This is a genomic window from Rheinheimera fenheensis (genome assembly GCF_039871805.1).
GTDB classification, from domain to species: Bacteria; Pseudomonadota; Gammaproteobacteria; order Enterobacterales; family Alteromonadaceae; genus Alishewanella; species Alishewanella fenheensis.
This window is the reverse complement of the sequence record NZ_JBDPJM010000012.1, coordinates 68,506-94,807: the sequence shown is the minus strand read 5'-3', so window position 1 is coordinate 94,807 and position 26,302 is coordinate 68,506. Positions and strand designations below refer to the sequence as shown.

Below are 26,302 nucleotides of genomic sequence, written 5' to 3'. Positions count from 1 at the left end.
TCCATCTATAACTCTACCCGGGCCAGCCGGATTGCCTCAACAAAGGGCTGATGCAGCGCCAATACGGTTTCCGGTGCAAGCTCGGCGCCATCTTTGTCGCGCAGGCTCAGTGCGGTTTGCTGGGCTACCCGGCTTAACACTAACTGATATTCGCCATTCGCTACCGGTAACACTGGCTTATCATCCGAGCCCCAGATTCGCGACCATAAACCCGGCGCCTGCTTCTCGTAATTCAGGTAATAAGTGAACGCCGAGCGGTTCATATCCGTCACTTCCAGATTCAGTTCACTAAATACTGCTTCGAGTTGCGACCACACTACGTCAATCGGCTGTGGTGACAATAACGCCGGGTTGCCGTTAGCATCCATCCCGGGCTCTAATGCCACATCAGGGGCTTTAGCTTTATTAGCCTGGGCAATAATGATCTCTTCTTTACCAATGCGGTCGATAATTTGGTTAAGTAACGCCACTTCCTGACGCTGCGCCGCGCGCCCAATCAACTTGGCGTCTTCATTAAAGTATTGATGCTCCAACATCGTCACCGTCATGCTGGCTGAGCGGCCATGTGGCCTGGGCTCTATGCGGATAGTAAATCTTGCCTGCTCCGTTTGCTGTTGTGATTTCCAAAACCAAAAGCCCTGCTCTTCACTACGGTTGATCCAGCCGGTGGTGTACACCAAACCCGTGTCGTCTGGCTCCAGCGTTACCCCTTGCTCGGCAAACTGCGCCTGTAACATTTGTTGTAAAAACGGCACCAAGTCACCGGTATAATCCGTTCGGTCAAACCAGACCCGGGACAGCTTATCCCCCTCTTCTACCCGACTGCTGGTGGCGGTTGCCAGCACCAAAGCCGGTGAACGGGTATCGGTCTCGGCTTGTGTCGAACTAGACTCGGGTATATCAAATTGTGCCGGTTGTGCAGGCTGCGCTAAACCGGTGGGAATTTTAAGGCTGCTTATGCCTTTAGTGCCCTCTTCCTGAGCCGGCTGCTGTGCCGAAAACAACGAACACCCGGATAACAATAGGCTGGCCGCTAAACTACATTTCACCCAATATTGCACTTACTTACTCCTAAGATAAGGTGGCGCACAGTATGCCTGCACGCAGCACCATCAAACTGATATGCCGGCTTTTGCCAGTGCCTGTTCGATTACCGCCACATGAATTGGTTCAAGCGGTGTCAGAGGCAGACGCATAGTGTCTGAGGCTATCAAACCCATTTTTTTCAGTGCCCATTTTGCCGGTATCGGGTTCGCTTCGATAAATAAATCATGATGCAGTGCCCGTAGCGGTGCATCCGTCGCAGTGGCGGATGTTGCATCTCCGGCCATCGCGAAACGGCAGAGCTTTGCCATTGCAGCTGGTGCTATATTAGTGGTAACCGAAATAACACCATGGCCACCTTGCAGCATAAACTCGCAAGCCGAAGCATCATCACCGCTTAACAGGGCAAAGTCAGCAGGACACAGTTTCTTTAGCTCAGCCAGGCGCTGCATAGAGCCTGTCGCTTCTTTAATACCGACGATATTGGCTGTGTTGCTCAGCTGCGCAACCGTTTCAGGCAGTAAATCGACGCCGGTTCGCCCCGGTACGTTATACAGCAGGATGGGTTTATCCCCTGCCGCAGCCGCAACCGCATTAAAATGCAGTACCATACCTTTTTGCATTGGTTTGTTGTAAAACGGTGTTACCGTTAAAAAACCGTCTATTGGCAAGCGCGCTAATGCTTTAGTGCGTTCAACCGCTTCGGCAGTCGCATTGGCACCGTTGCCAGCGATAACGCCAATTTTGCCCTGCACTTGCTCACATACGGCTGACATCACCTTAAGTTGTTCAGCGAAGCTGATGGTTGCCGCTTCACCGGTAGTCCCCATAATAACCAGCCCATCGGTGCCATTTTGCAGGTGAAAATCAACCAGTCGCGCTAAGCTGTGGTAATCAATTTCGCCAGACTCCAGCATAGGTGTAACAAGCGCAACCCAACTTCCTTTGAACATCGTAATACAAACCCCGTCATCTGTAAGGGCGTCTATGTTAAAGAGACACCGGCCTAAACACAAGAAGTGCAGACGCAATGAGCAACATCAGCAAGCCCGATGATTTCAGCTAAGGGTATGTTACACTTGATGCCTTAATGATGTCCTCTTGTCTCTGTGCACAGTCTTCAGGGTTTTTATACTATGCCTCAACAACTTGTTGTCACCGCGATCGGCACTGACCGAACCGGTATTGTGAGTAAGCTGGCGCGTTTAGTCACCGATTGCAACTGTAATATTACTGATAGCCGCATGGCCATTTTTGGTGGCGAATTTACCTTCATTATGTTGTTATCCGGAGATCCCGCCTCAATAAGCCGGATAGAGCATTTATTACCCGGTCTTGGGTTAGAACTTGATCTGACTACAATGACCAAACGTACTGGTGCCCATCAAAACAGAGCCGTGGCAGCGCACTACGTGCTGGACTACACCGGTGCAGACCGGGTCGGCACCTTAGGGGCTATAACGGGCTTGTTGGCCAGTCATCAGGTGTATATTGGCTCTTTACAATCGCAAAGCCGGTTAGATGCCAGCGGCGTGCTGCAGATGCACACCCAAATGACGCTGGAAATACCCGAGGGCGAACAGCCCGATGCAATTCGCTCGGCAGTAATGGCGCTGCTGGCAGAGATGAATTTAACCGGCAGTTTTCATGCCCAAGTGTGATAAAAAGAGGGAAGCAAAATGAGCTATTTAGCCGCTGGCCAAAGTGCGCCAGACTTTACCCTAGCAGACCAAAACAGTCAGCCCGTTAGTTTATCTGCCTTGTTAAAACAACAACGTGTGCTGGTATATTTTTACCCTAAGGCTATGACACCTGGCTGTACCGTTCAGGCCTGTGGCCTGCGCGACAGTATGGCTGAACTGAGTGCCAAAGGCGTCACTGTAGTGGGTATCAGCACGGATGCACCGGCGAAGCTGGCGAAATTTGCTCAGCGCGACCAGCTAAACTTTACCCTGCTGTCAGACGAAGACCACAAAGTGGCGGACGCTTTTGGTGTCTGGGGCGAGAAAAAGTTTATGGGTAAAGTCTATGATGGCTTACACCGTATCAGTTTTTTAATTGGCCAGAATGGCAAGGTTGAAAAAGTGTTCGATAACTTTAAAACCAAAGACCACCACCAGGTCGTGCTGGATTATCTGGCCTGACATCCATATTTTGCTAGCGGGAGAACATAATGAAAAAAATACTACTAAGCCTGGCTATTGCCTCGGCACTTTGCGCCAATGCTGGCGCAACAGTACTCAATAGCGAAAAAGCAACAATTCAGGTAGATACCCTGGTATCTGGCCTTAAACACCCCTGGGGCATGACTTTTTTACCCGATGGCCGCCTGCTGGTAACCGAGCGTAACGGTGGCTTATTGCTGGTATCTGCTGATGGCAAAAGCAAAACCGCACTGAGCGGCCTGCCAGCTATTGAAGCTAAAGGTCAGGGCGGCTTGCTAGACGTGGTGTTATCGCCTGATTTTGCCAACGACAATCGGTTGTTTTTCAGCTTCAGTGAGCCTGGTGAGGGTGGCAGTAGTACCGCTGTGGGCAGTGCCATTCTGCGTGATGACGCCCTTACTGAGGTTAAGGTGATTTTTAGCCAGCAGCCCAAAGTAGACGCCCGCCACCACTTTGGCAGCCGCTTAGTGTTTGATAACGAAGGCAATTTGTTTATTACCATGGGCGATCGCGGCAGTCAGCGTAATGAAGCGCAGAACCTGGCTAATCACATTGGCACCGTATCCCGCGTGACGCCCGAAGGCAAAGCGGCACAAGCAAATCCTTTTGTTGATAACACAAACGCCAAAGCAGAAATTTGGTCATACGGCCATCGCAATATCCAGGGCGCAGCACTGCACCCCTCGACAGGCGAGCTGTGGACCCATGAACACGGCCCACAAGGCGGCGATGAAATTAACATTGCCCGTGCCGGTAAAAACTATGGCTGGCCAGTCATCACTTATGGCGAGGAATATGGCGGCGGCGTTATCGGTAAAAAGCAGCAAGCTGGCTTAGAGCAACCGCTGCACTACTGGGTGCCTTCTATTGCCCCCAGTGGCATGGTGTTTTACGGTGCAGAGCTGTTTGGCAATTGGAAAAACAATATGCTGGTTGGCTCATTGAAATTCGGCCAGTTAGTAAGGTTGGAACTGGATGGCGAAAAAGTGTCGCATGAAGAGCGCATTATGGTCGGTCAGCGTATTCGTGATGTAGAGCAAGGCCCTGACGGCGCCTTGTATCTACTTACCGATAGCAGCGATGGTCAGGTGCTGCGCTTAACGCCGGCACAATAAATGACAGGCAAAATAACCAGTGCCGCCACTATGCTGTCTACGCTGGCACTGGCTTTTAGTTACAGCAACCCTGTTTTTTCACAGCAGTCGAATCCCCAAGCGTCAGATACGGCAGATAATGCTGAAGTTATCGTGGTAAGTGCCTCACTGCAGCGCGAGGCCTGGCTTAATAGCCCTGCCTCAACCGCACTATCCTTTACCCCTGACAGCGGTATTTTAATTGACAGCGCCCAGTTGTTTGCCGGTCTTAGCGGGGTGCAAGCTGACAGCCGGGCCAACTTTGCTCAGGATACGCGGTTAAGTGTGCGCGGCTTTGGCAGCCGCAGTGCCTTTGGTATCCGCTCGTTGTACTTACAACAAGACGGTATTCCTATTTCAACCCCCGATGGCCAGGGCCAACTGTCGAGCATTCTGCTGGATAACATCGACAGCGTCGAAGTACTGAAAGGCCCTTTGGCGGCCTTGTATGGCAATGCTTCCGGTGGTGTGGTTTCACTGTATACCCGCACACCGGTGCAAAACGCGGTTGGCGCCTCAGTAGCAGGCTCTGAGCAGCACCGGCAGTATCAACTGTTTGCTGACTGGGTATCGGGTGAAAGCAGCTTAAGTGCCAGTGCCAAACGTTTCACCACCGACGGCTACCGGCCGCATTCACAAGCCGAGAAACAGCAAGCCCAGCTACTCTACCGCACGGCTTTAGTGGGCTATGCCCGGCTGAGCGCCAGGCTGGACTATGCACGCGACCCACAGTTACAGGATCCGCTCGGGCTAAGCCTGGATGCCTGGCGCGCCAACCCGAAGCAAACTGACGAGGCAGCACTGCGGTTTGATACCGAGAAAAACAGCAAACAGCGTCAACTTAGTGTAAGCTTGTCAGATTACCCGCAAGATGATGCCTGGCAAATCAGTGCCTGGCTGGGCGAGCGGCAAATTGGCCAGCGCCTGGCATTTCCCGGCAGTGCGCCAACCTCAGCCGGCGGAGAGGTGGTGCTTGACCGCCAGTTTAGCGGCGTTAATGCTCATTATCGACTGCTACAGGGCGAAACCTATCAGCTGCGTGTCGGCGCCAGTATTATGCAAAGCGATGACGACCGGCTGGGCTTTATTAACGACTTTGGCCAGCGCGGTGAGTTGCGCCGCGATCAAACCGACAGTGCCAACAGCAGTGATATGTTTATCCGAGGCCAGTGGCAACCGGCACAGCGCTGGCAACTGCAGGCAGGCTGGCGCTACAGCGAGCTAAAGCTGAACATAGCCGACCGCTACATTAACGCAGACAACCCGGATGACAGCGGCAGCAAGGCCTTTTATAACCAGGCGTTGGCGGCCGGCGTCAATTATCGGATTAATGATAACCTGAGCGCGTTTTTAAGTGCCGCCCGCGGCTTTGAGAGCCCTACGCTTGCCGAAATTGCATACAAAGCGGATGATGACGGCATTAATCTGACACTTAATGCCAGTCGCAACCATCAATGGGAAACCGGCCTGAAATGGCAGCACCATAATATTACCGGCAGTATCAGCCTGTTTGATATTCAAACTACCGATGAGTTGGTGGTTGATCAAGCTGTCGGGGGCCGTACCAGCTACCGCAATGCTGCCCAAACTGCGCGTAACGGCGCTGAGCTGCAACTTAGCTGGCGTCTTAATGGCTATGTGCGCCAGCAGCTTGGCGCGCATTATCTAAGTGCTGAGTTTGATGCCGGTGATCTTAGCGGTAAGCGCCTGCCCGGTGTGGCAAAACAGCAGTTCGACTGGCAGCTTGAACTCACCCCCTGGCAGAATAACACTGTATTCAGCCTGCAAAGCCGTTATCGTAGTAAGGTATACACAGACGATGATAACAGTGCTGCTGCGCCTGCCGCCGTGACCTTTTCGCTCGCAGCAAGGCACAGCCAGCAACTGCAACAATTGACGTTGGATTACTGGCTGGCACTGGATAATCTGACCGACAAAACCTATGTCGGCTCAGTCATTGTCAATAATGGCCGGCCAATAGAGCCGGCACCGGGACGTGAGCTAAGCGCCGGTTTCAGCGCCCGCTTCTATTGGTAAAGAGTAACTTACACACTGTGAGTTTCCGCCTGGTCGGGATGCACCCGCGCCGACCAGGCATTTATGGTCGCTTTTACCAGTGACGCCAGCGGTATCGCAAAGAAGATACCCCAGAAGCCAAACAGGCCACCAAAAAACAGCACCGCAATAATAATAAACACCGGATTTAAATTAACTACTTCAGAAAATAACACCGGCACTAATAAGTTACCGTCCAGCGCCTGAATAATGCCGTAGGCCAGCATCAAATAACCAAACTCGGCACTTGGCCCCCACTGAAAAAACGCCACCAGCGCTACCGGTAAAGTAACTACCGCAGCGCCGACATAAGGGATCAGCACTGACAGCCCGACTAACACACCCAGCAGCAGCGGGTAATTCAGACCAAATAAGGCAAACACGATATAGCTGGTGGTACCGACAATCAGGATCTCCAAAATTTTACCGCGGATATAGTTCATGATCTGCATATTCATTTCATGCCAGACCTGGCTTATTAATTTACGCTCAGTAGGTAACAGCTGTACAAAGCTGCTGGTCAGCTGAGCTTTGTCTTTTAGCATAAAAAACACCATCAGCGGCACCAACACCAGATAAATCAGCAAAGCCACCAAATCAACTATAGAGGCCAATGATAATTGCAGCATGTCACGGCCAAAGCCCATCAAGCGCTCGTCCACCGAATGCATAAATAAGTTAATCTGCTCAACACTGACCATGCCAGGAAAGGCTTGTGGCAGCTCAAGCAGGTAGGCCTTACCTTGCTCAATCATTTGCGGCAAATCACGCAGTAAATTACGCCCCTGATACCATACCAGCGGGATGATCCACATCAACGTCAAGGTCGCCACGCCAACAAAGGCCGATACCACAACGATAGTGCTTACAGCACGTGACAAGCCTAAGCGGGCTAACCTGGCAACCGGCCACTCCAGCAAATAAGCCAGCGCAATTGCCACTAATACCGGTGCTAAAATACCACTTAGCCAGTAAATGGCCATAAAGCCGATAACCAGCAACAGAAACAGTGTGACAACCTGAGGATCTGAAAACTTATGCAGGTACCACTTTTTTAACCAATCCAACATTAGCCAACTCCAGTAAAGTATCAGTGCCAAGCGTAATAAACGCTTCGCAGTATAACGAAGAAACGAGGATTTTGGTGCTTAACTGTGAGCAGACGACGAATTTATGCTAAATTAGCGGCCGCTGCTGTTGGAACTAATCGACACAATCTCAGACAAAATGAGCAATGTTAGCTATTTATCATGCATCAGGGCGGGCACTCCTCTTATGACGTTTTATGCTGTACACAAACCGTTAGTTTGCTGCCTGCTGGCACTAAGCCTGGCCAATACACCCACCCCGGCACAGGCCTCTCTGCCCGATTTAGGCGGCAACGCCTTTAGCACCATTACGCCAGACAAAGAAAAGCAGCTGGGCGATGTGATGATGCGCCAAACCCGGGGCAGCCTGCCTATGGTGTATGACCCTTTACTTGATGAGTACATTAATTCACTGGGTAACCGCCTAGTTGCGCGTGCCAATGACGTGAAGTTCCCGTTTAAGTTTTACTGGGTACAGGATAAAAATATCAACGCTTTCGCTACCCTTGGTGGCAACATTGCTTCGCACACCGGCACCCTGGCAGTGGCCGATAGCGAAAGCGAGTTTGCCTCAGTAATGGCGCACGAAATCGCCCACGTTACCCAGCGTCATATCGCCCGTTTTGTTGAAGCGCAAAGCCAAAAAGCCCCGCTTACGCTGGCCGGCATTTTAGGTGCTATCGTACTGGCCACGGTTAACCCCGAGGCCGGTATGGCGGCCATGGTGGCTACCCAGGGTGCGGCGCAGCAAAGTGCGATTAACTTTACCCGCAGTAACGAACAGGAAGCCGATCGTATTGGCATGCAAATTTTGGCCGATGCAGGGTTCGACCCGCACGCCGTGCCGGATTTTTTTCGTAAGCTGACCGAACAAAGCCGCTTTATCAATCAGCAGCTGGCGTTTTTGCAAACCCACCCACTGTCACAAAGCCGGGTCAGTGATACACGATTAAGAGCTGAGCAATTTCAGCGCCGTTTTATTCCCGACAGCCAGGACTTCACCCTAAGCCGGGCCAGAGTGTTAGCGCGCTATCATTACAGCAAGCAGGACGCTGAAACCGTGTTTCGCAAAATGCTCAGCGAGCCCGGCGGCAATACCAAAGCGAATCAGTATGGTTTGGCTATTGTCTTGCTGGATAACAACAAGCTAGACGCCGCCCGCAAGCAAATAGAAGCCCTCCTGGCGCAAGATGAGCATAATCTGTATTACGTTGACGTATATACCGATATTCTGCTGGCGCAAAAAGAATACCAGCTGTGTCTGGATATGCTGGAACAACAATATATGCTCAGGCCGAATAATCAGGTGGTCACGCTAAACTACGCCAATGCGGCGTTAAAATCCGGCGCTAACCGTCTGGCGATACACTTGCTGAAAAGTCTTTTGTTTTATAAAAACGACAGTATCCTGGCTTACGATTTACTCTCCGAAGCCTACAAAGCTACCGGCGATATGGCGCGCTTTTATGAGGCCCGTGCCGATTTAAGCTATCAGCTTGCCAATTATCCGCGCGCGATTGACGATCTGAACGAGGCGCTAAACTTTCTAAAACCGGAAGAAAAATTGGAAAACCGCCGGCTGGAAGCGAAAAAACGCCAATTACAGGCTGAATTTGACCGCTTACGTCGGATGTAATTTGCCAGAAAACCACAGGACAGCACCATGTTTACCATCTACCACAACCCACGCTGCTCAAAAAGCCGCGAAGCACTATCGCTGCTGCAACAGCACAGTGAACACATTAGCGTGATTGAATACCTGAAAACACCGCCCAGCGAGGCTGAACTGACTAGCCTGCTGAAAAAACTTAATATCAGCGCCCGGCAGTTACTGCGCAACAAAGAAGACGAATACCAGCAGCTTGCGCTGGACAACATGGCCCTATCCGAGCAACAGCTTGTGAGGGCCATGAGCCAACACCCCAAATTGATTGAACGACCAATAGTGGTTCATGGCGAGCGCGCTGTTATTGGCAGGCCGCTTAGCAACGTTGAAAGCTTGCTGTCATGACAGGCTATGTTCTGATCCTGTACTACTCACGCCACGGTGCTGTCGCGGCTTTGGCGGATAAAATTGCCATTGGTGTGCAGCAAGCCGGTGTTGAAGCCCGGGTGCGCTGTATTCCCCCACTGGATAACACTCATGCCTGTAAACACGCTATTGTCAGCCCACAAGAGCTGGCACAGTGCGACGGTTTAGCCTTTGGCAGCCCGGTGCGCTTTGGCAACATGGTGGCCGACGCCAAAGCCTTTTGGGACAGCACCACCAGCCTGTGGCTAAAAGGTGAACTTATTGACAAGCCCGCCGGGGTTTTTACCTCTTCGGGTAGTATGCATGGTGGCAATGAAGCAACCTTGCTTAGTATGAGTCTGCCGTTGTTACACCACGGTATGCTGCTTACCGGCATTCCGTACAGCGAGCCGGAGCTACATCAAACTCAAAGCGGCGGCACGCCCTATGGCCCAAGCCATGTCAGTGGCCACCACGCCGATAACAAACTTAGTATTGACGAGCAGCGTCTGGCAATTGGCTTTGGCAAGCGCCTGGCAACGTTAAGCCAGCAGTTAAAACATAACAGAGTATCACAATGACAACATCATCTTCTTCTGCAGTCGCAGTCCCCATGGAAGCACATACAGCGCGCTATTTACTGCTTGGCCGGCTGGGTTTTTTCGGCTTATGGTTATTACAGCCACTTTGGATTTTATGGCTGGCGCCGCCACAGCTGGGAAATGCCTATGTGCTGTTAGCGTTGTTATGGTTGCCATTATGGCTGCCGTTTTATGGCATTGTGAAAGGCCATGCCTACACGCTGGCCTGGGCCAATTTTATAGTGATGATTTACTTTTTGCACAGCCTGACTAACCTTTGGGTCGCCAATGGTATACAGCTGTACCTGTCGATACTGGAATTGCTGTTAGCCAGTATGATGTTTATTGGCTGCACCTACTATGCGCGGTTTCGCGGCATGGAGCTGGGCCTTAAAATCCCTCGCTTAAAAGATGACCCACGCCGTTAAGGCGTGGCTGGCCGGCCCATGTAAAAATTAAGTTGCTGGCCAATAAAACCGTTTTGTACCAGCTGTTCAAATTGTTGCTGTAGCCGCGCTGAGAGCGCCTCATCATAGTTACTCAGCGCACAATACACAGATGGCGGCTCTGACCAGAGCCCGTCAGCGGCAAAGCTGGTGTCACCCGAGGTTTTTACATAGAAGAGATAAGACAGATCGACCGTCATCACCACGTCAAGCCGGCCCTGCTTTAAACGCATCAAATTACTTTCCAGTGAGTGGGCATCATCGCGGATCACATCGCCTAAACGAAACACCTGCTCCAGCTCCGGGTAAGTAAAACCCCAGGTGGTACCCACCCGTTTACCGGCCAGATATTGAATAGCCGTCACCGGTTCACTTTCCTTACGCCTTACCATCAATTGTTGTGTGCTGAATAGTGGCCCTGTCCAGTTGAGCTTTTCAGGCTCATTCACCCAGTCCGGGTTTAAAAAGCAGGCCAGCTCAGCTTTGCCATCACGCAGCCAGGGCTCTACCCGGGTGCGCGGAAGATTAAGGTAACTTACCCCGGCGCCAAGCTGTCTTGCCAGCTCGTCAATAATGTCTTTACTGATCCCGGCTTGTAAGCTGCCATCGGCAGCAAAAATGGCATAAGGCGGTGTATTGCTTTCGCTGACAATAGCCCTTAACTGCAGCGGCGGCTGTGCCGACAAGCAGGTGGCATAGCTCACATAACACGTTGTGACTAATAGCAAAAACAACTTACTACTTTTGCGCATAACAGCCCCTTATCACCAGCGGGTTAGTCGTTTAGTTTAGGTTTGTCTGATACAGCTTAGTCAGTTTGCTCCAGCCATTCCACTTTTTCTATCTGGCTAAAACGATTGCTGATCTTGTTAGCCGAAGTATGAATTTGCTTCACGTCCACTGCCGCCTGATCAATATGTTTAGCCAAATTATCAAAGCGGCCACGAAAACGGTCAAAATCTTCGGCCAGTTTAACCAGGTGTTCCTGAATCAAATGCACCTGGCGGCGGGTGGCATCATCTTTTAGCACACTGCGCGCCGTGGTCAGTACCGCCATTAAGGTGGTGGGCGATGTAAGCCATACCCGACGCCGGTAAGCTTCTTCGACAATATCCGCATGATAGGCGTGCAGCTCGGCAAAGATGGCCTCAGCCGGCAGAAACATAATGGCGCCGTCGGCTGTTTCATTGGCAATAATGTATTTATCGGCAATATCATTAATATGTTTTTTAATATCCAGCTTAAACTGGCGCTGCGCCAGCTTGCGCTCTTCGCTGCTGTACTGCGGATCGGTCATCTTTTTGTAGCTCTCCAGTGGAAACTTAGCGTCTATGGCTATATCGCCGCTGGGCTTGGGTAAGAACAACATACAGTCGGCAATACGACCATTGCTGAGTGTATGTTGCAGCGAAAAGTGCTGCTCTGGCAGGACGTTGCGAATAAGCGCTGTCAGCTGCACCTCACCAAAGGCGCCACGTGAGCGCTTATCGGCAAGCACTTCTTGTAAGCTAACCACGTTTGTGGACAGCTCAGTAATTTTTTTTTGTGCATCGTCAATCAGCGCCAGCCGTTGAACTATATCGGTAAAGGTTTGATTGGTCTTTTCAAAGCCATCGCTTAAGCGTTTTTCCACCTGACCGGCAATGTCTTTTAGCCGCTGGTCAATGCTCTGAGTCAGTTGCTTTACCTGCTCAGCCAGCATTATCGCCTGTTGCTGCAGGTTTTTACTTAGCTCAAAGCGCGCCGCCTGCTGGGTGTCGGTGATTTTTTGCAGCACCTGCAGTAAATGCTCCTGTTGCTGTTGCTGTAGCTGCTGGCGCTGCTGATGTAATTGCTCCAGTAACTGTTGCTGCCACTGACTTTGCTGCTGCAGCTGTTCTAACTTAAATTGCTGCAACTGTGCCGTCGCTGCCGAGCGGCGCATTAGCAAGACCAGCAGTAACACCAGGTTCAGGCTGATTAACGTACTCAGCAGATAAAACCAATGCGCTGTTGTCATAAAACTCCTTTACCGGCAAACCAGTGCCGGGGGCTCTGCGTATAAAGCGCAACTATACAACGTTATTAGCAGTACCATGAAGCAACTGGCATTATTTCCACTAAGCAGTTTTATCTTACCCGGCGGGCGCATGCGCCTTCGGGTGTTTGAACCACGCTATGTCCGTCTGGTTAGTGACGCAAGTGCTGGTAAGCGTGACTTTGCCATGGCACAGGTAAACCCTTATGTTAGCCAACAGCACGAGGATCGCATATTACCCTTGGCTACCCGTGTGACAATTGAAGATTTCGAGCAGTTGGACGATGGCTTACTGGGTATTACCATCGCCGGGGTAGAAAAGGTGCAGATCATTAAACGCTGGCAAGAAGCCGATAAACTGAATGTAGCTGAAGTGAAGGTGCTGGACAGCTGGCCGTCCCAAGCCGTTGCGCCCGAGTATCATGAGCTCACTGTGCAATTACAAAAAATGCTGATGCACTATCCTACGCTACAACAGCTCTACCCAGAGCCTAAATATACTGATGCAGCCTGGGTAGCATCGCGTTATCTGGAGCTGTTGCCTATGCAACCGGCGTTAAAACAACAATTAGCACTGCAAAACAGCCCGGCGCCCTGCCTGGACAGCTTGCAGGCCTGGCTGGCACATCAGGCCTAAGCCGCACTCACTCTGTTGTACGCCGCTTGCTCGTCGTCCAGAATAATGGCGACCACCTGCCAATCTTGCTGGCTTTTTTGTAGGGTATAAGAGGTGTGACAGGTAAATAACACCTGACCGCTCTGTTGGTAGAAGCGCCAGTACAGACTGACAAAATATAATTGGTCTGACAATCGAAGCTGATGCTGAAGTATGGGTTCAGCATCTACTACCCCCAGCGCGCGGTATTTCTCTACCTGTGATAAAATATGGCTGTGCAGCGCATCGTTATCCATTAACAGGGTTTTATTATCACCCGATAACAACATACTGGGCAGCGAGATAAAATCACTAAAAGCAGCAGTGTCGGCATTCACATAGGCTTTGGCGTAACGCTGAAAAAAATCGGCAATACTTTGCATCTTGATATCCCGTTATTAACTGATGCCCAAGTATTTGTGCACCTGCACGCTTAAGCGCCAGTTATGTTGCTTACACATGGCAATAGCAAGCTCAGTAGCACGCTGCTGTTGGCTGATTGGCTGTAAATAAATCAGCTTAGCTGCAGTGTCGGTATGTTGCAATAACTGCAACAATTCATCAATGTGTTTTTGCATTGCCACCGGGTGCTTAATTTCATTGGCTCTGTCCAGTGCACTTTGCAGTACCTTATAACCACCGGCCATATTGACCTTAGGCGATACCGTAACCCAGGTTTGCAGCGGCGCCTTTATTTCAAAAGTGCCGCTGGTTTCAATTTGCGTACTGTAGCCGGCATCATGCAAGGCTTCACACAACGGGTTTAAGTCGAACATACAGGGCTCACCGCCGGTAATCACTACATGCTTGGCCTGATAGCCCTTCTCGTTAAACAGTTGCAGCAGCTCTGCAGGCGCCACCCCTGCCCAGTGTTCAGTCTCGACGGTTTTTACCACGATATCGCCCAGGCTTTGCTTAAGCTCTGGTTTTACTTCCCAAGTATGTTTGGTATCACACCAGCTGCAGCCCACCGGGCAGCCCTGCAAGCGTATAAAAATCGCTGGCGCGCCGGTAAAGCTGCCCTCGCCCTGAATGGTTTCAAAAACCTCGTTAACCTTATACACGCTGTGCTTTACCCTTTAGCCTGTGGCTGAATTACTGTACAATGCGCGCCCGCCCAACGGCGACGCTTTACCAATACGCTGCATTATACAAGAGAGAGCCTGCTATGCCGAACAAAGTTGTGGTGATTTACTCCGGTGGAATGGATTCGTTCACCGTATTACACAAAGCCGTGCGGGCAGGTCATGATGTCTATGCCCTTTCATTTAATTATGGCCAGCGCCATGTGAAAGAATTGCAGTGCGCTGCCACCGTGTGTCAGCAGCTTGGCATTAAGCATAAAATTGTTGATATCTCCGCCATTAACCAGCTACTGGCGGGCTCATCGTTAACCGACAATATCGACATACCCGAAGGCCACTATGCGGCAGATAATATGAAATCGACGGTAGTGCCTAACCGCAATATGATTTTATTGTCACTGGCGGTCGGTTATGCCGTGTCGATTGGCGCTAACCAAGTGTATTACGGCGCCCACAGCGGCGATCACTTTATTTACCCGGATTGCCGGCCGGAATTTGTGCAAAAAATGCATGATGTCTGTCAGATAGCCAACTATGAACCGGTTGATATCGTTAGCCCCTATTTGCTGCAAACCAAAATTGAAATTCTCGCCGATGGACTGGCGATGGGGCTGGATTACAGCCAAACCTGGACCTGCTACAACGGCCGTGAGAAAGCCTGCGGCAAATGTGGCTCTTGTCAGGAGCGGTTAGAAGCCTTTGCTCTTAACAACACCACGGATCCGCTGCAGTACGAATAGCTCGACGCGCTGATCCAGACCTGCTGGTTATAACATATAGAAAAGCGGCCTTGTGGCCGCTTTTGTTGTCTCTATAATGTCGAAAACTTTCGCTGGAGCAAAAACTTATGTTGGCTTTTTGGTTTGCCATCCCTTTTTGGCAACGGGTATTAGGGGCATTGCTTCTCGGCGTGGCCACTGGCGTACTGCTGGGTGAACAGGCCACAGCATTAAAGCCACTGGGCACCCTGTTTATCAACGCCATACGCATGTTAGTGGTGCCGCTGGTCTTTTTTGCTCTGATTAGCAGTATTACCTCGCTGGCCGATAACAGTAAAATGCAGCGGCTGGCGTTTAAAACCATTGGTTTGTTTATATTTACCGCGCTGATAGCCAGCTTAATTGGCCTTACGGTCGGTTCGTTAATGCCGTGGGATAACGCCATGCAGTTAACCGCCGCTGAGGTGAAACCACGTGAGATCCCGCCGGTCGCCGATGTGCTGACCAACCTTATTCCGACTAACCCGTTAGCCGCTATGGTAAATGGCAATATTCTGCAAATTATCGTCTTTGCCGCCATTGTTGGCATCGCTATTAATAAAGTTGGCGACAAAGCGCTACCGATGAAAAAGGTGCTGTTATCGGGTGCCGACATTATGTTTCAGGTTACCCGTATGGTGCTTGAGCTTACGCCGCTGGGCGTATTTGGCTTAATGGCGTGGGCGGTGGGCAGCTATGGCCTGGCAACCTTGCTGCCGCTGGGGCAGTTTATTATTGCGGTGTATATTGGCTGCACCATCCATATTCTGTTTACCTATGGCGGCCTGGTTAAACTGTTTGGCGGTATGCGTGTGCGCGACTACTTTAAAGCCATACTGCCGGCGCAGTTGGTGGCGTATAGCAGTGCCAGCAGTTACGGTACCTTGCCGGTAAGCCACAAGGTGGTTACCGAAAACCTGAAAGTATCGAAAGACTACGCCAGCTTCGTGCTGCCGCTGGGCGCCACCATTAACATGGATGGCTGTGGCGGCATCTACCCGGCGATAGCCGCAATATTTATTGCTCAGCTATATGGGATTGACCTTAGTGCGCTGGATTATCTGTTAATCGCCGGCACCGCTACTCTGGCGTCAGTGGGCACGGCCGGTGTACCCGGCACTGCCATGGTGATGCTCACCGTGACCCTAAGCGTGGTCGGTCTGCCTTTAGAAGGGATTGCCTTTATCGCCGCGGTAGACCGTATTATTGATATGATGCGCACCGCCACTAATGTCACTGGCGATACCATGGTGGCGCTGGTGATTGGCCGCGCTGAGGGTTTAGTTGAGGCGCAAGCTGAACCCGAAGCACAATTGGTGAGTACGCCACAGCGCTAATTTCGCTGCGGCGCGTTACCCTTATTTTGCTACATCAGGCGTTTTACGACTTCAAGCTGCGCTAAACAGGTTTTGGTGCAGCTGCTTTACTACCGCAGGTGCATCGGCATCCTGCACTAAAAAGCACAGGTTGTGTTTAGAGGCGCCATGGCAAATCAGCCGCATATTAATGCGCTCCAGCGTATTAAATAAATCGCCGGTTACGCCTTTGCTGCTGTGTAAATGGTTACCAATTACCGCCACCAGACTTAAACCCTGCTCCACACTGACATCGCAGAAGCTACGCAGCTCCGCCAGCGCCGGCTCTACCGAGGCACTAAACGCGCTGGTCATGCCGCCTTCATCTAAGGTAAGAGCCACACTGATCTCTGAGGTGGTAACTAAATCTACCGAAATCTGATGCCGGCTTAGGGTGTCAAAAACCCGGGTTAAAAAGCCGGCAGCGTGCAACATAGCCGGGCTTTTTACCGTGATCAGGGTTTGTGATTTTCTGAGGGCGATAGCGCGGTATGGCGGACGCTCTTGCACCTCTTTGGCAATCCAGGTGCCACCAGCCTCTGGCTCGCGGCTGGAACCAACAAAGACACCGATGTTACGCCGCATCGCCGGTATTAACGTGGCTGGATGCAACACTTTGGCGCCAAAAGTGGCCATTTCAGCCGCTTCATCAAAGCTTATTTCTTTAATGCAGCGGGCCTGCTCAGTTAAACGCGGATCGGTGGTAAAAATACCGACCACATCGGTCCATATCTGCACCACGTTGGCCGCCAGTGCTTCGCCAAACAACGCAGCGCTGTAATCGGAGCCACCCCGGCCCAGTGTCGTGGTTTGACCGGCGTCATCGGCACCAATAAAGCCTTGTGTCACCACGATGTTATCGCTCAGCAGCGGTTGCAGGTGCAGTGCAGCTAACTGGCTAATTTGGCCAATTTGTGGCTCACCTTTACCAAAACGGTTGTCGGTGCGCATAACACGGCGTGCATCAAAACATAATCCCGGCGCACCGCGCTCACGCAGCACCTGTGCGAACAACACCGAGCTTAACCGCTCGCCAAAGCTTTGAATTTCATCTTTGTGCGCGCCGCTATACACAGCACCGCCCTGCTCAATCAGCTCTTTAAGCGCACTTAGCAGGGTATCAATATCAGCGGCAACCTGCTGCGGCTGTTGCAGGCGTTGCAGTACAGCAAGCGTAATGCGCTCTATACCCTGATAACAGGCATAGCGCTCGCTGATGTCGGTATGTTTGGTGATATCGACTAATAAATTAGTCACGCCAGAGCTGGCACTGACGACAACCAACCGGATCGCAGGGTCGTTCAGAATAATGTCGGCACAGCGCGACATCGCATCGAAATCGGCCACACTGGTGCCGCCAAATTTCGCAACAATAAGCTTAGACAAGGGGTCTCTCCTTATAAAACATAATAAGCAGAGCATGGCATTTGCTAACAGCAAAACGAGAATAACACAGAAGGCTTCTGTACACTGTAGTTAACAAAGGCCAGAAGCTCTCCACCGCAATTTCAGGTGACAGTCGTAAGGATTCAGCCTTAACGACCGGAATACGACGCTCTATATCGGCGTATCCCTCGGCGTTAGTCCCCCTCATTCAGGCTACGATGTATAGACATCTGTCCTGAACTACCTGGCTAACGCACCTCTTCTGGTCTATCAGATTCGATTGACGGGCGACACCTTACCCTGTTTTACCGCCCCAGGCAATAGCCTTTTAGCCGTCTAAACAAAGTTTTTCCTTGTCCCCGCTGTTGCGTCTGCCAGCGCTTATATAGTGCCGCTTATGGTATCGCGTTAACCTGAACAAATCCTTAGCCGGCATAAAATAATTTCGGCCGTACTGACAATAGATTAATAATTGCGGTTAATTTTTTTCAGTTGGCTGACAAACTCATCCATATCGGCTTCATTTTTAGCATCACTATGCCATTTATTGTGAAACCCCAGCGTAAGCTGCACCTTGTTATTACTCAGGTACACCTCGTAACCGTCAAAACCGGCATTCACGGTAATACCGTCCAGGGTAAAGCCGGCACCTAATTCGTTGTTAACAGCAGTGCCGTGTTTTTCGACTTTGCCATATACGCTTAATAAAAACTTACCATCCAGTTCATTTTGCATCTGTTATCTCCGATTAAAACATTTGCACCAGTTTGCAGCTGATACGGGCTAAAGGTATAGTCCGGCTGTGTTAAAAGGAGAAATATATGCACAAAAGCCTAATTACAACCGCTGTTGCCCTGACATTTTCTGCCGCTTCTGTTAACGCCAACGTTGTTCAGGACGCACCACTGGTGTCTATTGCCAGCCACGATGCTTACTTTGACAACCTGCGTGCCCACTGCGGTAAAGCCTATGAGGGTAAAGTGGTAATGGACAACCCCAAAAGCCCAGGCTTTGAAGGCAGACTCGTTATGCATGTACGTAACTGTACAGACCGCCAGCTACAGATCCCGTTCCATGTCGGTGACGACCACTCACGCACTTGGATCATCACTAAAACCGGCTCCGGTTTAAGCTTAAAGCACGATCATCGCAATAAAGATGGCAGTCATGATGTGTCGACTATGTACGGCGGCCATACTGTCGATGCTGGCTGGCCTACGGCACAAAGCTTCCCGGCAGATCAGTACTCGAAAGAGCTTTTTGTCCGTTTAGGTAACCCGCAATCGAATACCAACATCTGGCAAATGTACATTTACCCACAAACCTTCAGTTACCGTTTAATTCGCGAAGGTCGTGAGTTTCGTGTTGATTTTGATTTAACCAAACCCATGGCGTTACCGCCAACGCCATGGGGCTATAAAGACTGATTGCGCTTAGGCCGCGACCACCGCGCTGGTCGCTGCTTTTTTCTTACGTTAAGATAAAGCGTTTTTAAATGTCACGTCCGGCGTGGCGAATAACAATAATACATCACGGAGTCACTATGATTACCCTTTCCAGGTTCACGCAGCTGGTCGCCACTACCGCTGCCCTTACTCTGTTGGGCGCATGCTCTGAGCAGCCGGCCGACATAAAAACCACAGATACCCAACCCACGGCGACAGCACCTGTTACTGCCGAGTTTAGCCTGCCCGTGGTAAACCCACGTTTGGGCGAATATATTAAAACCTTATCGTCTGACGAGTTTCAGGGCCGCGCACCTGCCACTAAGGGCGAAGAGCTGACCGTCGCCTTTTTAGAAGATAACTTCCGCCGTATTGGCTTAAAACCCATCGATGGCGACAGCTATAAACAGCCGGTATCACTGGTACAAATTGATCCGGTGCAAGTCTCAGCGATGACACTAAGCGGCGACAGCCTGCCGGCCCAGTTTGCCTATCGCGATGATATGACCGCCTGGACCACCCGCGTCACAGAGCAAGTGCAGGTCACCGACAGCGAGATGGTGTTTGTTGGTTATGGTATTGTTGCGCCGGAATACGGTTGGAATGACTACGAAGGGCTGGATGTAAAAGGCAAAACCGTGGTGATGTTTGTTAACGATCCGGGCTTTGCCACCCAAGACCCGGCGCTGTTTAACGGTAACGCCATGACCTATTACGGCCGCTGGACCTATAAATTTGAAGAAGCCGCCCGTCAGGGCGCTGCCATGGCGCTGATTATCCATGAAACCGAGGCCGCCAGTTATGGCTGGGGTGTAGTCGCACATGGCTCACCGATTAAATTTGATTTAATCAACGAAAACAAAAATATGGATCGCGCCGAAATTGAGGGCTGGATCACTACTGAGTCGGCAGAAAAACTGTTTGCCAATATCGGCACAGATTTAGCCACTATGCATAAAAAAGCGCTGGAAAAAGACTTTGCACCAGTGCCGCTTAATGCCAAAGCCTCTGTCAGCGTGAAAAACAACCTGCGCGAACTCACTTCAAGTAACGTGGTAGGCTACATCGAAGGCAGCAAATATCCTGACGAGTACGTGCTGTACATGGCGCACTGGGATCATCTGGGAATGGATTTTTCTAACCCGAATAACAAAGTATTTAATGGCGCCCAGGATAACGCCTCGGGTACCGGCGGCTTACTGGCACTGGCTGAGTATTTTACCCAACAGGCACAGCCTGAGCGCTCAGTGGTTTTTGTTGCCGTCACCGCCGAAGAGCGTGGCTTATTAGGTTCAGCCTGGTATGCCGCTAACCCGGTATTTCCGCTGGAGAAAACTGTTGTCGGCATCAATATGGACGTGATGAATGTGTACGGCCCAATGAAAGATATGGTGATCGTTGGCCTTGGCAATAACAACGCCGAAGATATTTTAATTAAATACACCCATCAACAGGGCCGCTACGCGGTGCGCGAGCATAATCCGGAAGCCGGTATTGCCTATCGTTCAGACCATTTTAACCTGTCGAAAAAAGGCGTACCTATCCTGTACGCAAAAGGCGGCAACGACCATTTTGAGAAAGGCGCCGACTGGGGCAAAGCGCAGCGCGCGGAATACAACAGCTGCTGCTACCACAAAGTAGGCGATGAATGGAGCGATGACTGGGATTTACGTGGTGCCCAGCAAGACTTAATGCTGTTTTATCAGGTAGGTAACGAGTTGGCTAATAGCCGCACCTGGCCAAACTGGCATGAGGGCAACGAGTTTCGTGCCATCCGCGATGCTTCATCAGCTGCGCGCAAGCAATAAGCGATAGTTAAGGTGTCAACGCACTCAGGGCAGCTTCGGCTGCCCTTTTTCTTTGCCTTGCCAACGGAACAGCAATGGCTATGCCGTGATACAGAACACAGCAGGCAAAAGCCGCACAACGTGATATATTCATTGCCTATTCAGACACTTCGGCCTAATGTCGATGCATAGTTTTAAGGAATAACATTATGCGCCGCTGGCACAAAGCATTACTCATAGCGCTGGCTATCGTGCTGCTGGTACTGGCAGTGGCATATCGTTATGTGCAAAAAACACTGGCGGCGCTGCCTGTACAGCAAGTGCAATATGAGATCAGTAGCCTGAGTTTACAGGGGCTTACGCTGAGCAACCTTAGCTTTGTCATCAGCGAGTCTGATCTACAGGTAACGCTGGATAAACTCAGCCTGAGCTGGCGCTTTAGCGATGTCAAACTCACAGCAGTGCAACTGGTTGGCGGTGATATCAGGCTTAACACCTGGCCAGCGTCTGATAACGCAGATGCCTCCCAAACCGCAGAAACCGGCGGCTTTATACAAAGCTGGCAGTTACCCCCTGTATTGCCTGAAGCGATCCAACTGGAAAAACTTAACCTTACTCTGCCCTGCGCTGGCGGGGCGTGCCGCTATCAGCTTAGCGGCCATAGTCGCGTCAATAACAACACGCTCGACTATAAACTAGAGCTGGCCGATACCGATAGCCCACAGCAACGCCGGTTAAGCCTTAGCGGCAGCTACAGCAGTGAGCGGCAATTACCACAGCTTAGCGCTCAGTTGCAGCTGGACGACAGCGCAACCCTTGCACTGCGCCAGCAGATAAGCACACAGCAGAACACTGATATCAGCATTGACGGCGAGTTATCGCTGCAAATAGCGCCGCCCTCGCCCTGGTTGCGTCAACAGCTTGAGCTTTGGCAACTGCCACTGCCCGATGATGCACTCGCACACTTTACCGCCCCGGTATCGGTGCAAAGCCAATGGCAACTTACCCTACCGTCACAGCAGGGTTTAGCTGCCTTGGCTAGTGCTGCCAGTGGTGATTGGCAATTACGGGCTCATCTGCCCAGCCCTTTTGCTGTGCCGGGTCTGGGTTTACTACAAGGCGATTTAACGGCTGCAGTCGCGATAACAGAAGGCGAGCTTAACCAATATCAGCTTGAGGCCAATCTTAACCTGACAGAGCTGTTACTACCGCAGGCGCTGTCTCAGATGGGTCTTGAGACTAGCAAGCTGATTTTGCATGTAACAAGTGAGGGTGCTGCGCAACTTACTGCCTTGCCGCTGCAATTTAGCCTAACCACTGAGGGGCCAACCCAGGTTAGCTTAACTGCGAGTGCTAACCTTAATGCCACACCGCCTTTTAGCGCCAGCCTGCAAAACGCTGACCTGACGGTTAATCAGCCACAACTAAACAGCGAACTACTGCAGCTAGATACTGTGCAGCTGCAAAGCCGCTTTAATGCCTATTGGCTCGCTGACAGCTGGCAGCTGGATCTGCAGCAATTAACCGCGAATGTCGCCAGCGCCACAGCGCAAGATGCAACGCTGCAACAACTTCGCTTTTCCAGCAGCCACAGCAGGCTTAGCGGCGATGCCGCCTTTAGCGAGATTAAGCTTAAGGCATCAGCCGAACTGAACATCGACAACCTGCAGCACAGCGCCATTAAACCTTTGGCCTGGCAGTGGCAGTTAAGTGCCGATGGCAGGCTTACCGAATTAGCCATTAATGGCCGTGTAAGCAACAGCGCAGGTTTTGGCGTCGCGCATCAGCTAGCTTATACCCCAGACGCTACCAAGCTTAACTGGCAACTGGACGAGCTGTTTCTACTGGCGGGTAACCCTTTGGCCGCCACCCTTAACGGTTGGCCAGTGCTACTTGAACTTAACCGTGGCCGTTTAAGTGGCAATGGCAGTTTGCTGTTAGCTACACAAACGGAGGCCCAGGCTGAGCTGACATTATCTGGTGTTAGCGGCATTTATGACCGCAGTCTGTTTAAAGACGCCAGCGCTACTTTTGTCGCCAATTATCAGGACGATAAGCTCACGGTCAGCACTGAGCAAAGCCGTATTGGTGAAATAAACCATGGCATTGTTGCCGGCCCGCTGTTGCTATCGGCAAGTTATCAGGCTGGTGCCGATGCGTTAAGCGCCGGCATGCTGGATATCCGTCAGCTGCAACTTGCATTGATGGGTGGCAGTGTCTCGCTACAACCGCAGCAACTTAAGCTTGCTGACGACGAGCAACTGCTGCAACTCGAGTTAAAGCAGCTGGCATTAAGTCAGTTACTGCAGCAACACCCAAGCACCGATGTCATCGGTAGCGGCAGCTTATCCGGCCGTATTCCGCTGTTATTGAGCAGCAAAGGCGCCAGTGTGCAGCAAGGTGTTATTGCGGCAGAAAGCCCGGGCGGCCAGTTGCAATACCGGCCAGCCAAGGCGCAAAGCATGGCCGCCAGTAACCCGGGCATGAAACTGGTGCTCGAAGCGCTGGATGATTTTCATTACTCAGTGTTATCCAGTAATGTCAGCTACGACACTAGCGGTAAACTGCTGCTGGCATTACAGTTACAGGGTAAAAACCCGGCATTGGAGCAAGGCCGGGCCATTAACCTAAACATTAATCTGGAAGAGGACATCCCCGCCCTTATCACCAGTTTGCAACTGAGCAGCCAGATAAGTGACGTGATTAAAAAGCGGGTACAACAGAAATTACAACAGTCTGGCGCCAAAGGCGCTAACGGAGCAAAACCATGATAAAACCCCTGGGCAGTGCAGCAGTGCTTATACTGTTACTGGCTGCCTGTACCCCCAAGGTGCAGGTCGCTATGCCGGCAGAGCCAATTAACATCAATCTGAATGTAAAAATTCAGCACGAAATTTATATAAAAGTAGATAAACAACTCGACGAGCTGTTTAGCGACGACAGCGGTTTATTCTAAGGAGCGACTTATGAAATTAAGCAATAAAATTAAGCTGTTGCTACTGCCTTTACTGTTTGCAATCAGCCTGCCGGTACTGGCGATGACGCTACAACAAGCTATGGCCGCACTGGGAAATGCCAAAGCGCAGGGCCTGGTGGGCGAGCAAGCCAATGGCTATCTGGGTGTAGTGCAAAACAGCAGTGACGCGGCCGACATTGTCAAACTGATCAATGATGCCCGCCGTGCCGAATATGCCCGCTTAGCCCAGCAAAACAATATTGCGGTAGCCGATGTGGAGGCCATGGCCGGTAAAAAAGCCATTGAGCGTACCAGCGCCGGGCATTTTATTTTGCTTGACGGCAACTGGGTAAAAAAACCCTAATTCAGTCGGCAGGGTGCAAAGCGCCCTGCTAGGCTTTGCGATAGAAGGTTGATAAGGGCTTATTATGGCGCTTCGGCATTACTGTGCAGCATGGTTAGTTAGCCTTAGCAGCATGGCGTGGGCACAGGGCGGGCAATTTGACGAGCTGGTGCGGCAAATTGAAAGTGGCGAGCGTTATTTTTTTAGTATTGCTGATTACAAAACTGCGCTGACGGAGCTGCAAAACGCCCTGCCCGCTGGCGATAACGAACGTAGCCAGATGTTCGACCGGTTAAAGTGTTCGCTGGGCTATTACGATCAACCCGAAGCAGGCCTTAGTTATAGCAATGAAAAAATGGCCGCGGCCAGAGCGCGTGGCGACAGTGAGGCGCTGGCCGATTATTATGTCTGCCGCTATTACCTGTTTAGCTTGCTTGGGCGCTCAGCTGAAGCAGAGCAACAAGCCAGGCTAAGTTATCAGGCTGCCAGCGACAGTGAAAACCCGCTAAGCCTGGCCATCAGTTTAAGCCTGCTGGGCAACATTGACTCTTACCGTGGCAATTATGCCGATGCCATGCAGCACTATGTCACCGCTTACCAGTTGCAGCGCGGCTTGGGCTATAAACCTTATATCAGTGATTTGGTGTTATCTATCGCGGCCACCTACCGCCGTATGGGGTTATACCGCGATGCGCTGGACTACATTGAACAGGCAGAGCTGGAATTTTCCTCACCCGACGAGGCATTTCGTAATGCAATGATTATGCATGAAAAAGCCTATTCTTACGCTGAGCTTGGCGACTATCAGCAGGCACTCGGCCTGTTTGAGCAATCTATAGAGGTGTATCAGCAGTTAGACGAACCGCTGTGGCAAAGCTACAGCAAAGTGAATCTGGTATGGATCTATAACCTGCTTAAGCGTTACGACGAGGCGCTACGTGTTGCCAGCGAGGCCGAGCTGGAGCTTAACCAACTAAGTGGTGTTGATATATCGGCGCTTAATACCTACAAAGGGCTGTTAGCGCTGTACCGTGCACAGAGCCTGACGGCAACGGCGCGCGCCAACCAGGCCTTACCCTACCTACGTGAAGCCGAAATCTATTTAAATATTGAAGCAAACCCGCGTTATTTACTGCTGCTGTATCGGGCAAAAGCCCGCGCCTACGCCGCTAATAGTGATAACGACACGGCCTATCAATGGCTAAGCCGCTATGTCGAGCTGGACCAACAGCAACAACAACAGGCCCGCGAGCAGCAAAGCCAACTGTTAAAAATTCAATTTGACTCAGCGCGCCAGCAAGAGCGCAATCAGCAGCTGGCAGCTGAAAAACAGCTGGTGCAGCAACATGTGGCATCTCTGCAACTGGCGCAGCGCTGGCAGTACGCCGCCCTTAGCCTGATTGCCCTGCTGCTGGTGATTTTATTCAGCTTCGCTGTGTCATTAAAGCGGCGTAACCGTAAATTACACCGGCTGGCAATGACTGACGAGCTTACCGGCATTGCTAACCGGCGGCGCATTATGATGCAGGCCGAGCAAGAGCGCGTCAAAGCGCTCGATACCAGCAAGCCGCTCAGTTTCTTAATTCTTGATTTGGACCACTTTAAACAAGTAAATGACAAATATGGCCATGATGTTGGTGATACCGTACTACAACAAATGAGCCTGACAGTGTCATCTATGCTGCGTGAGCAAGATCACTTTGGCCGCACCGGCGGCGAAGAGTTTTTAATTGTGCTGCCCGACACCGACAGCGAGGCGGCGTTCACTATTGCCGAACGGCTGCGGCGGGCCATCAGCGACATCAGCTTCGCCGATACGCCCGGAAAAATGCGGGTGACATGCAGTATAGGGCTTAGCCAGTTCAGGCCCGATGAGCCGTTAAATATCAGTTTAAGCCGCGCCGATGATGCGTTATACCAGGCTAAAGCGGCCGGGCGCGACCAAACTCATGCAGCGGCTTAACCCGACTTTGGTCTAATATCGGCCCGCCT

Annotated in this window: 26 protein-coding genes and 1 riboswitch; of the genes, 17 read left to right on the top strand and 9 right to left on the bottom strand. The window is 51.3% G+C overall.

Annotated features, from left to right (window positions below; genetic code table 11):
- Window positions 1-5 precede the first annotated feature (5 nt).
- Together bamC and dapA are read right to left on the bottom strand one after the other, a co-directional pair.
- Entirely contained in the window at window positions 6-1,061 is a 1,056-nt protein-coding gene (gene bamC / locus ABGI61_RS15010; protein WP_347602566.1) for an NlpB/DapX family lipoprotein, read from the bottom strand.
- Between the two features lie 51 nt (window positions 1,062-1,112).
- Complete coding sequence (dapA, locus tag ABGI61_RS15005) at window positions 1,113-1,997, bottom strand: 4-hydroxy-tetrahydrodipicolinate synthase (RefSeq protein WP_347602563.1); 885 nt, start codon at window positions 1,995-1,997, stop codon at window positions 1,113-1,115.
- A gap of 183 nt (window positions 1,998-2,180) precedes the next feature.
- Between dapA and ABGI61_RS15000 the strand changes: the two genes are divergently transcribed.
- Genes ABGI61_RS15000 through ABGI61_RS14985 form a run of 4 tightly spaced genes read left to right on the top strand, consistent with a single transcriptional unit; the run spans window position 2,181 to window position 6,379 of the window.
- Window positions 2,181-2,705, top strand: a complete 525-nt coding sequence (locus ABGI61_RS15000; protein ID WP_347602560.1) for a glycine cleavage system transcriptional repressor — start codon at window positions 2,181-2,183, stop codon at window positions 2,703-2,705.
- 18 nt (window positions 2,706-2,723) lie between these two features.
- A complete protein-coding gene (gene bcp / locus ABGI61_RS14995; protein ID WP_347602557.1) occupies window positions 2,724-3,188 on the top strand; it encodes a thioredoxin-dependent thiol peroxidase in 465 nt (154 codons plus the stop codon).
- Window positions 3,189-3,217: 29 nt separating this feature from the next.
- Window positions 3,218-4,324, top strand: a complete 1,107-nt coding sequence (locus tag ABGI61_RS14990) for a PQQ-dependent sugar dehydrogenase (RefSeq protein ID WP_347602554.1) — start codon at window positions 3,218-3,220, stop codon at window positions 4,322-4,324.
- Window positions 4,325-6,379: a TonB-dependent receptor family protein gene (locus tag ABGI61_RS14985; protein ID WP_347602551.1), complete on the top strand. Its 2,055-nt coding sequence runs from the start codon at window positions 4,325-4,327 to the stop codon at window positions 6,377-6,379.
- A gap of 8 nt (window positions 6,380-6,387) precedes the next feature.
- Here ABGI61_RS14985 and ABGI61_RS14980 read toward each other — a convergent pair whose 3' ends face one another.
- Window positions 6,388-7,467 (bottom strand): AI-2E family transporter, encoded by a 1,080-nt coding sequence (locus ABGI61_RS14980; protein ID WP_347602548.1) that lies wholly within the window; start codon window positions 7,465-7,467, stop codon window positions 6,388-6,390.
- 205 nt (window positions 7,468-7,672) lie between these two features.
- Between ABGI61_RS14980 and bepA the strand changes: the two genes are divergently transcribed.
- Genes bepA through ABGI61_RS14960 form a run of 4 tightly spaced genes read left to right on the top strand, consistent with a single transcriptional unit; the run spans window position 7,673 to window position 10,505 of the window.
- Entirely contained in the window at window positions 7,673-9,121 is a 1,449-nt protein-coding gene (gene bepA / locus ABGI61_RS14975) for a beta-barrel assembly-enhancing protease (protein WP_347602545.1), read from the top strand.
- 27 nt (window positions 9,122-9,148) lie between these two features.
- Window positions 9,149-9,496, top strand: a complete 348-nt coding sequence (gene arsC, locus ABGI61_RS14970; RefSeq protein WP_347602542.1) for an arsenate reductase (glutaredoxin) — start codon at window positions 9,149-9,151, stop codon at window positions 9,494-9,496.
- Window positions 9,493-10,077 (top strand): NAD(P)H:quinone oxidoreductase, encoded by a 585-nt coding sequence (wrbA, locus tag ABGI61_RS14965; protein WP_347602539.1) that lies wholly within the window; start codon window positions 9,493-9,495, stop codon window positions 10,075-10,077. Before arsC ends, wrbA begins: the two co-directional genes overlap by 4 nt.
- 32 nt (window positions 10,078-10,109) lie before the next feature.
- Window positions 10,110-10,505 carry a DUF2069 domain-containing protein gene (locus ABGI61_RS14960; protein ID WP_347602536.1) on the top strand — a complete coding sequence of 132 codons (396 nt, stop codon included), beginning with the start codon at window positions 10,110-10,112 and terminating at the stop codon, window positions 10,503-10,505.
- Here ABGI61_RS14960 and ABGI61_RS14955 read toward each other — a convergent pair.
- Both ABGI61_RS14955 and ABGI61_RS14950 read right to left on the bottom strand, forming a co-directional pair.
- Window positions 10,502-11,275, bottom strand: a complete 774-nt coding sequence (locus ABGI61_RS14955) for a substrate-binding periplasmic protein (RefSeq protein WP_347602533.1) — start codon at window positions 11,273-11,275, stop codon at window positions 10,502-10,504. The genes ABGI61_RS14960 and ABGI61_RS14955 overlap by 4 nt on opposite strands.
- A gap of 56 nt (window positions 11,276-11,331) precedes the next feature.
- Window positions 11,332-12,522 (bottom strand): DNA recombination protein RmuC, encoded by a 1,191-nt coding sequence (locus ABGI61_RS14950; RefSeq protein ID WP_347602530.1) that lies wholly within the window; start codon window positions 12,520-12,522, stop codon window positions 11,332-11,334.
- Between the two features lie 76 nt (window positions 12,523-12,598).
- Between ABGI61_RS14950 and ABGI61_RS14945 the strand changes: the two genes are divergently transcribed.
- Window positions 12,599-13,177, top strand: a complete 579-nt coding sequence (locus tag ABGI61_RS14945; RefSeq protein ID WP_347602527.1) for an LON peptidase substrate-binding domain-containing protein — start codon at window positions 12,599-12,601, stop codon at window positions 13,175-13,177.
- Here the strand turns inward: ABGI61_RS14945 and ABGI61_RS14940 are convergent.
- Both ABGI61_RS14940 and queE read right to left on the bottom strand, forming a co-directional pair.
- Complete coding sequence (locus ABGI61_RS14940; RefSeq protein WP_347602524.1) at window positions 13,174-13,578, bottom strand: DUF6841 family protein; 405 nt, start codon at window positions 13,576-13,578, stop codon at window positions 13,174-13,176. The genes ABGI61_RS14945 and ABGI61_RS14940 overlap by 4 nt on opposite strands.
- A gap of 15 nt (window positions 13,579-13,593) precedes the next feature.
- The gene (gene queE / locus ABGI61_RS14935; protein WP_347602521.1) at window positions 13,594-14,259 is read right to left on the bottom strand and encodes a 7-carboxy-7-deazaguanine synthase QueE; all 666 of its coding nucleotides are present in this window, start codon (window positions 14,257-14,259) and stop codon (window positions 13,594-13,596) included.
- A gap of 104 nt (window positions 14,260-14,363) precedes the next feature.
- On the opposite strand from queE, the gene queC reads away from it, so the two are divergent.
- Both queC and ABGI61_RS14925 read left to right on the top strand, forming a co-directional pair.
- On the top strand, window positions 14,364-15,020 hold the full coding sequence (gene queC, locus ABGI61_RS14930; protein ID WP_347602518.1) for a 7-cyano-7-deazaguanine synthase QueC: 657 nt from the start codon (window positions 14,364-14,366) through the stop codon (window positions 15,018-15,020).
- 107 nt (window positions 15,021-15,127) lie between these two features.
- Window positions 15,128-16,375, top strand: coding sequence for a dicarboxylate/amino acid:cation symporter (locus tag ABGI61_RS14925; protein ID WP_347602515.1), 1,248 nt, complete (start codon window positions 15,128-15,130; stop codon window positions 16,373-16,375).
- Window positions 16,376-16,426: 51 nt separating this feature from the next.
- Here ABGI61_RS14925 and lysC read toward each other — a convergent pair whose 3' ends face one another.
- Both lysC and ABGI61_RS14915 read right to left on the bottom strand, forming a co-directional pair.
- Window positions 16,427-17,779 carry a lysine-sensitive aspartokinase 3 gene (gene lysC, locus ABGI61_RS14920; RefSeq protein WP_347602512.1) on the bottom strand — a complete coding sequence of 451 codons (1,353 nt, stop codon included), beginning with the start codon at window positions 17,777-17,779 and terminating at the stop codon, window positions 16,427-16,429.
- A gap of 96 nt (window positions 17,780-17,875) precedes the next feature.
- Window positions 17,876-18,049: riboswitch (Lysine riboswitch) on the bottom strand.
- Window positions 18,050-18,244: 195 nt separating this feature from the next.
- On the bottom strand, window positions 18,245-18,514 hold the full coding sequence (locus ABGI61_RS14915; RefSeq protein ID WP_347602510.1) for a DUF3081 family protein: 270 nt from the start codon (window positions 18,512-18,514) through the stop codon (window positions 18,245-18,247).
- Window positions 18,515-18,600: 86 nt separating this feature from the next.
- Here ABGI61_RS14915 and ABGI61_RS14910 point away from each other — a divergent pair, with 86 nt between their 5' ends.
- The 6 genes from ABGI61_RS14910 to ABGI61_RS14885 all read left to right on the top strand — a co-directional run bounded on the left by ABGI61_RS14910 (window position 18,601) and on the right by ABGI61_RS14885 (window position 26,273).
- A complete protein-coding gene (locus ABGI61_RS14910) occupies window positions 18,601-19,206 on the top strand; it encodes a hypothetical protein (RefSeq protein WP_347602507.1) in 606 nt (201 codons plus the stop codon).
- Window positions 19,207-19,322: 116 nt separating this feature from the next.
- Window positions 19,323-21,032: a M28 family metallopeptidase gene (locus ABGI61_RS14905; protein ID WP_347602504.1), complete on the top strand. Its 1,710-nt coding sequence runs from the start codon at window positions 19,323-19,325 to the stop codon at window positions 21,030-21,032.
- Between the two features lie 188 nt (window positions 21,033-21,220).
- Window positions 21,221-23,782 (top strand): intermembrane phospholipid transport protein YdbH family protein, encoded by a 2,562-nt coding sequence (locus ABGI61_RS14900; RefSeq protein ID WP_347602501.1) that lies wholly within the window; start codon window positions 21,221-21,223, stop codon window positions 23,780-23,782.
- Window positions 23,779-23,967, top strand: coding sequence for a YnbE family lipoprotein (locus ABGI61_RS14895; protein WP_347602498.1), 189 nt, complete (start codon window positions 23,779-23,781; stop codon window positions 23,965-23,967). The genes ABGI61_RS14900 and ABGI61_RS14895 overlap by 4 nt, the downstream gene beginning before the upstream one ends.
- Window positions 23,968-23,977: 10 nt before the next feature.
- Complete coding sequence (locus tag ABGI61_RS14890; protein ID WP_347602495.1) at window positions 23,978-24,331, top strand: YdbL family probable chaperone protein; 354 nt, start codon at window positions 23,978-23,980, stop codon at window positions 24,329-24,331.
- A gap of 64 nt (window positions 24,332-24,395) precedes the next feature.
- A complete protein-coding gene (locus ABGI61_RS14885; protein WP_347602492.1) occupies window positions 24,396-26,273 on the top strand; it encodes a tetratricopeptide repeat-containing diguanylate cyclase in 1,878 nt (625 codons plus the stop codon).
- Window positions 26,274-26,302 lie beyond the last annotated feature (29 nt).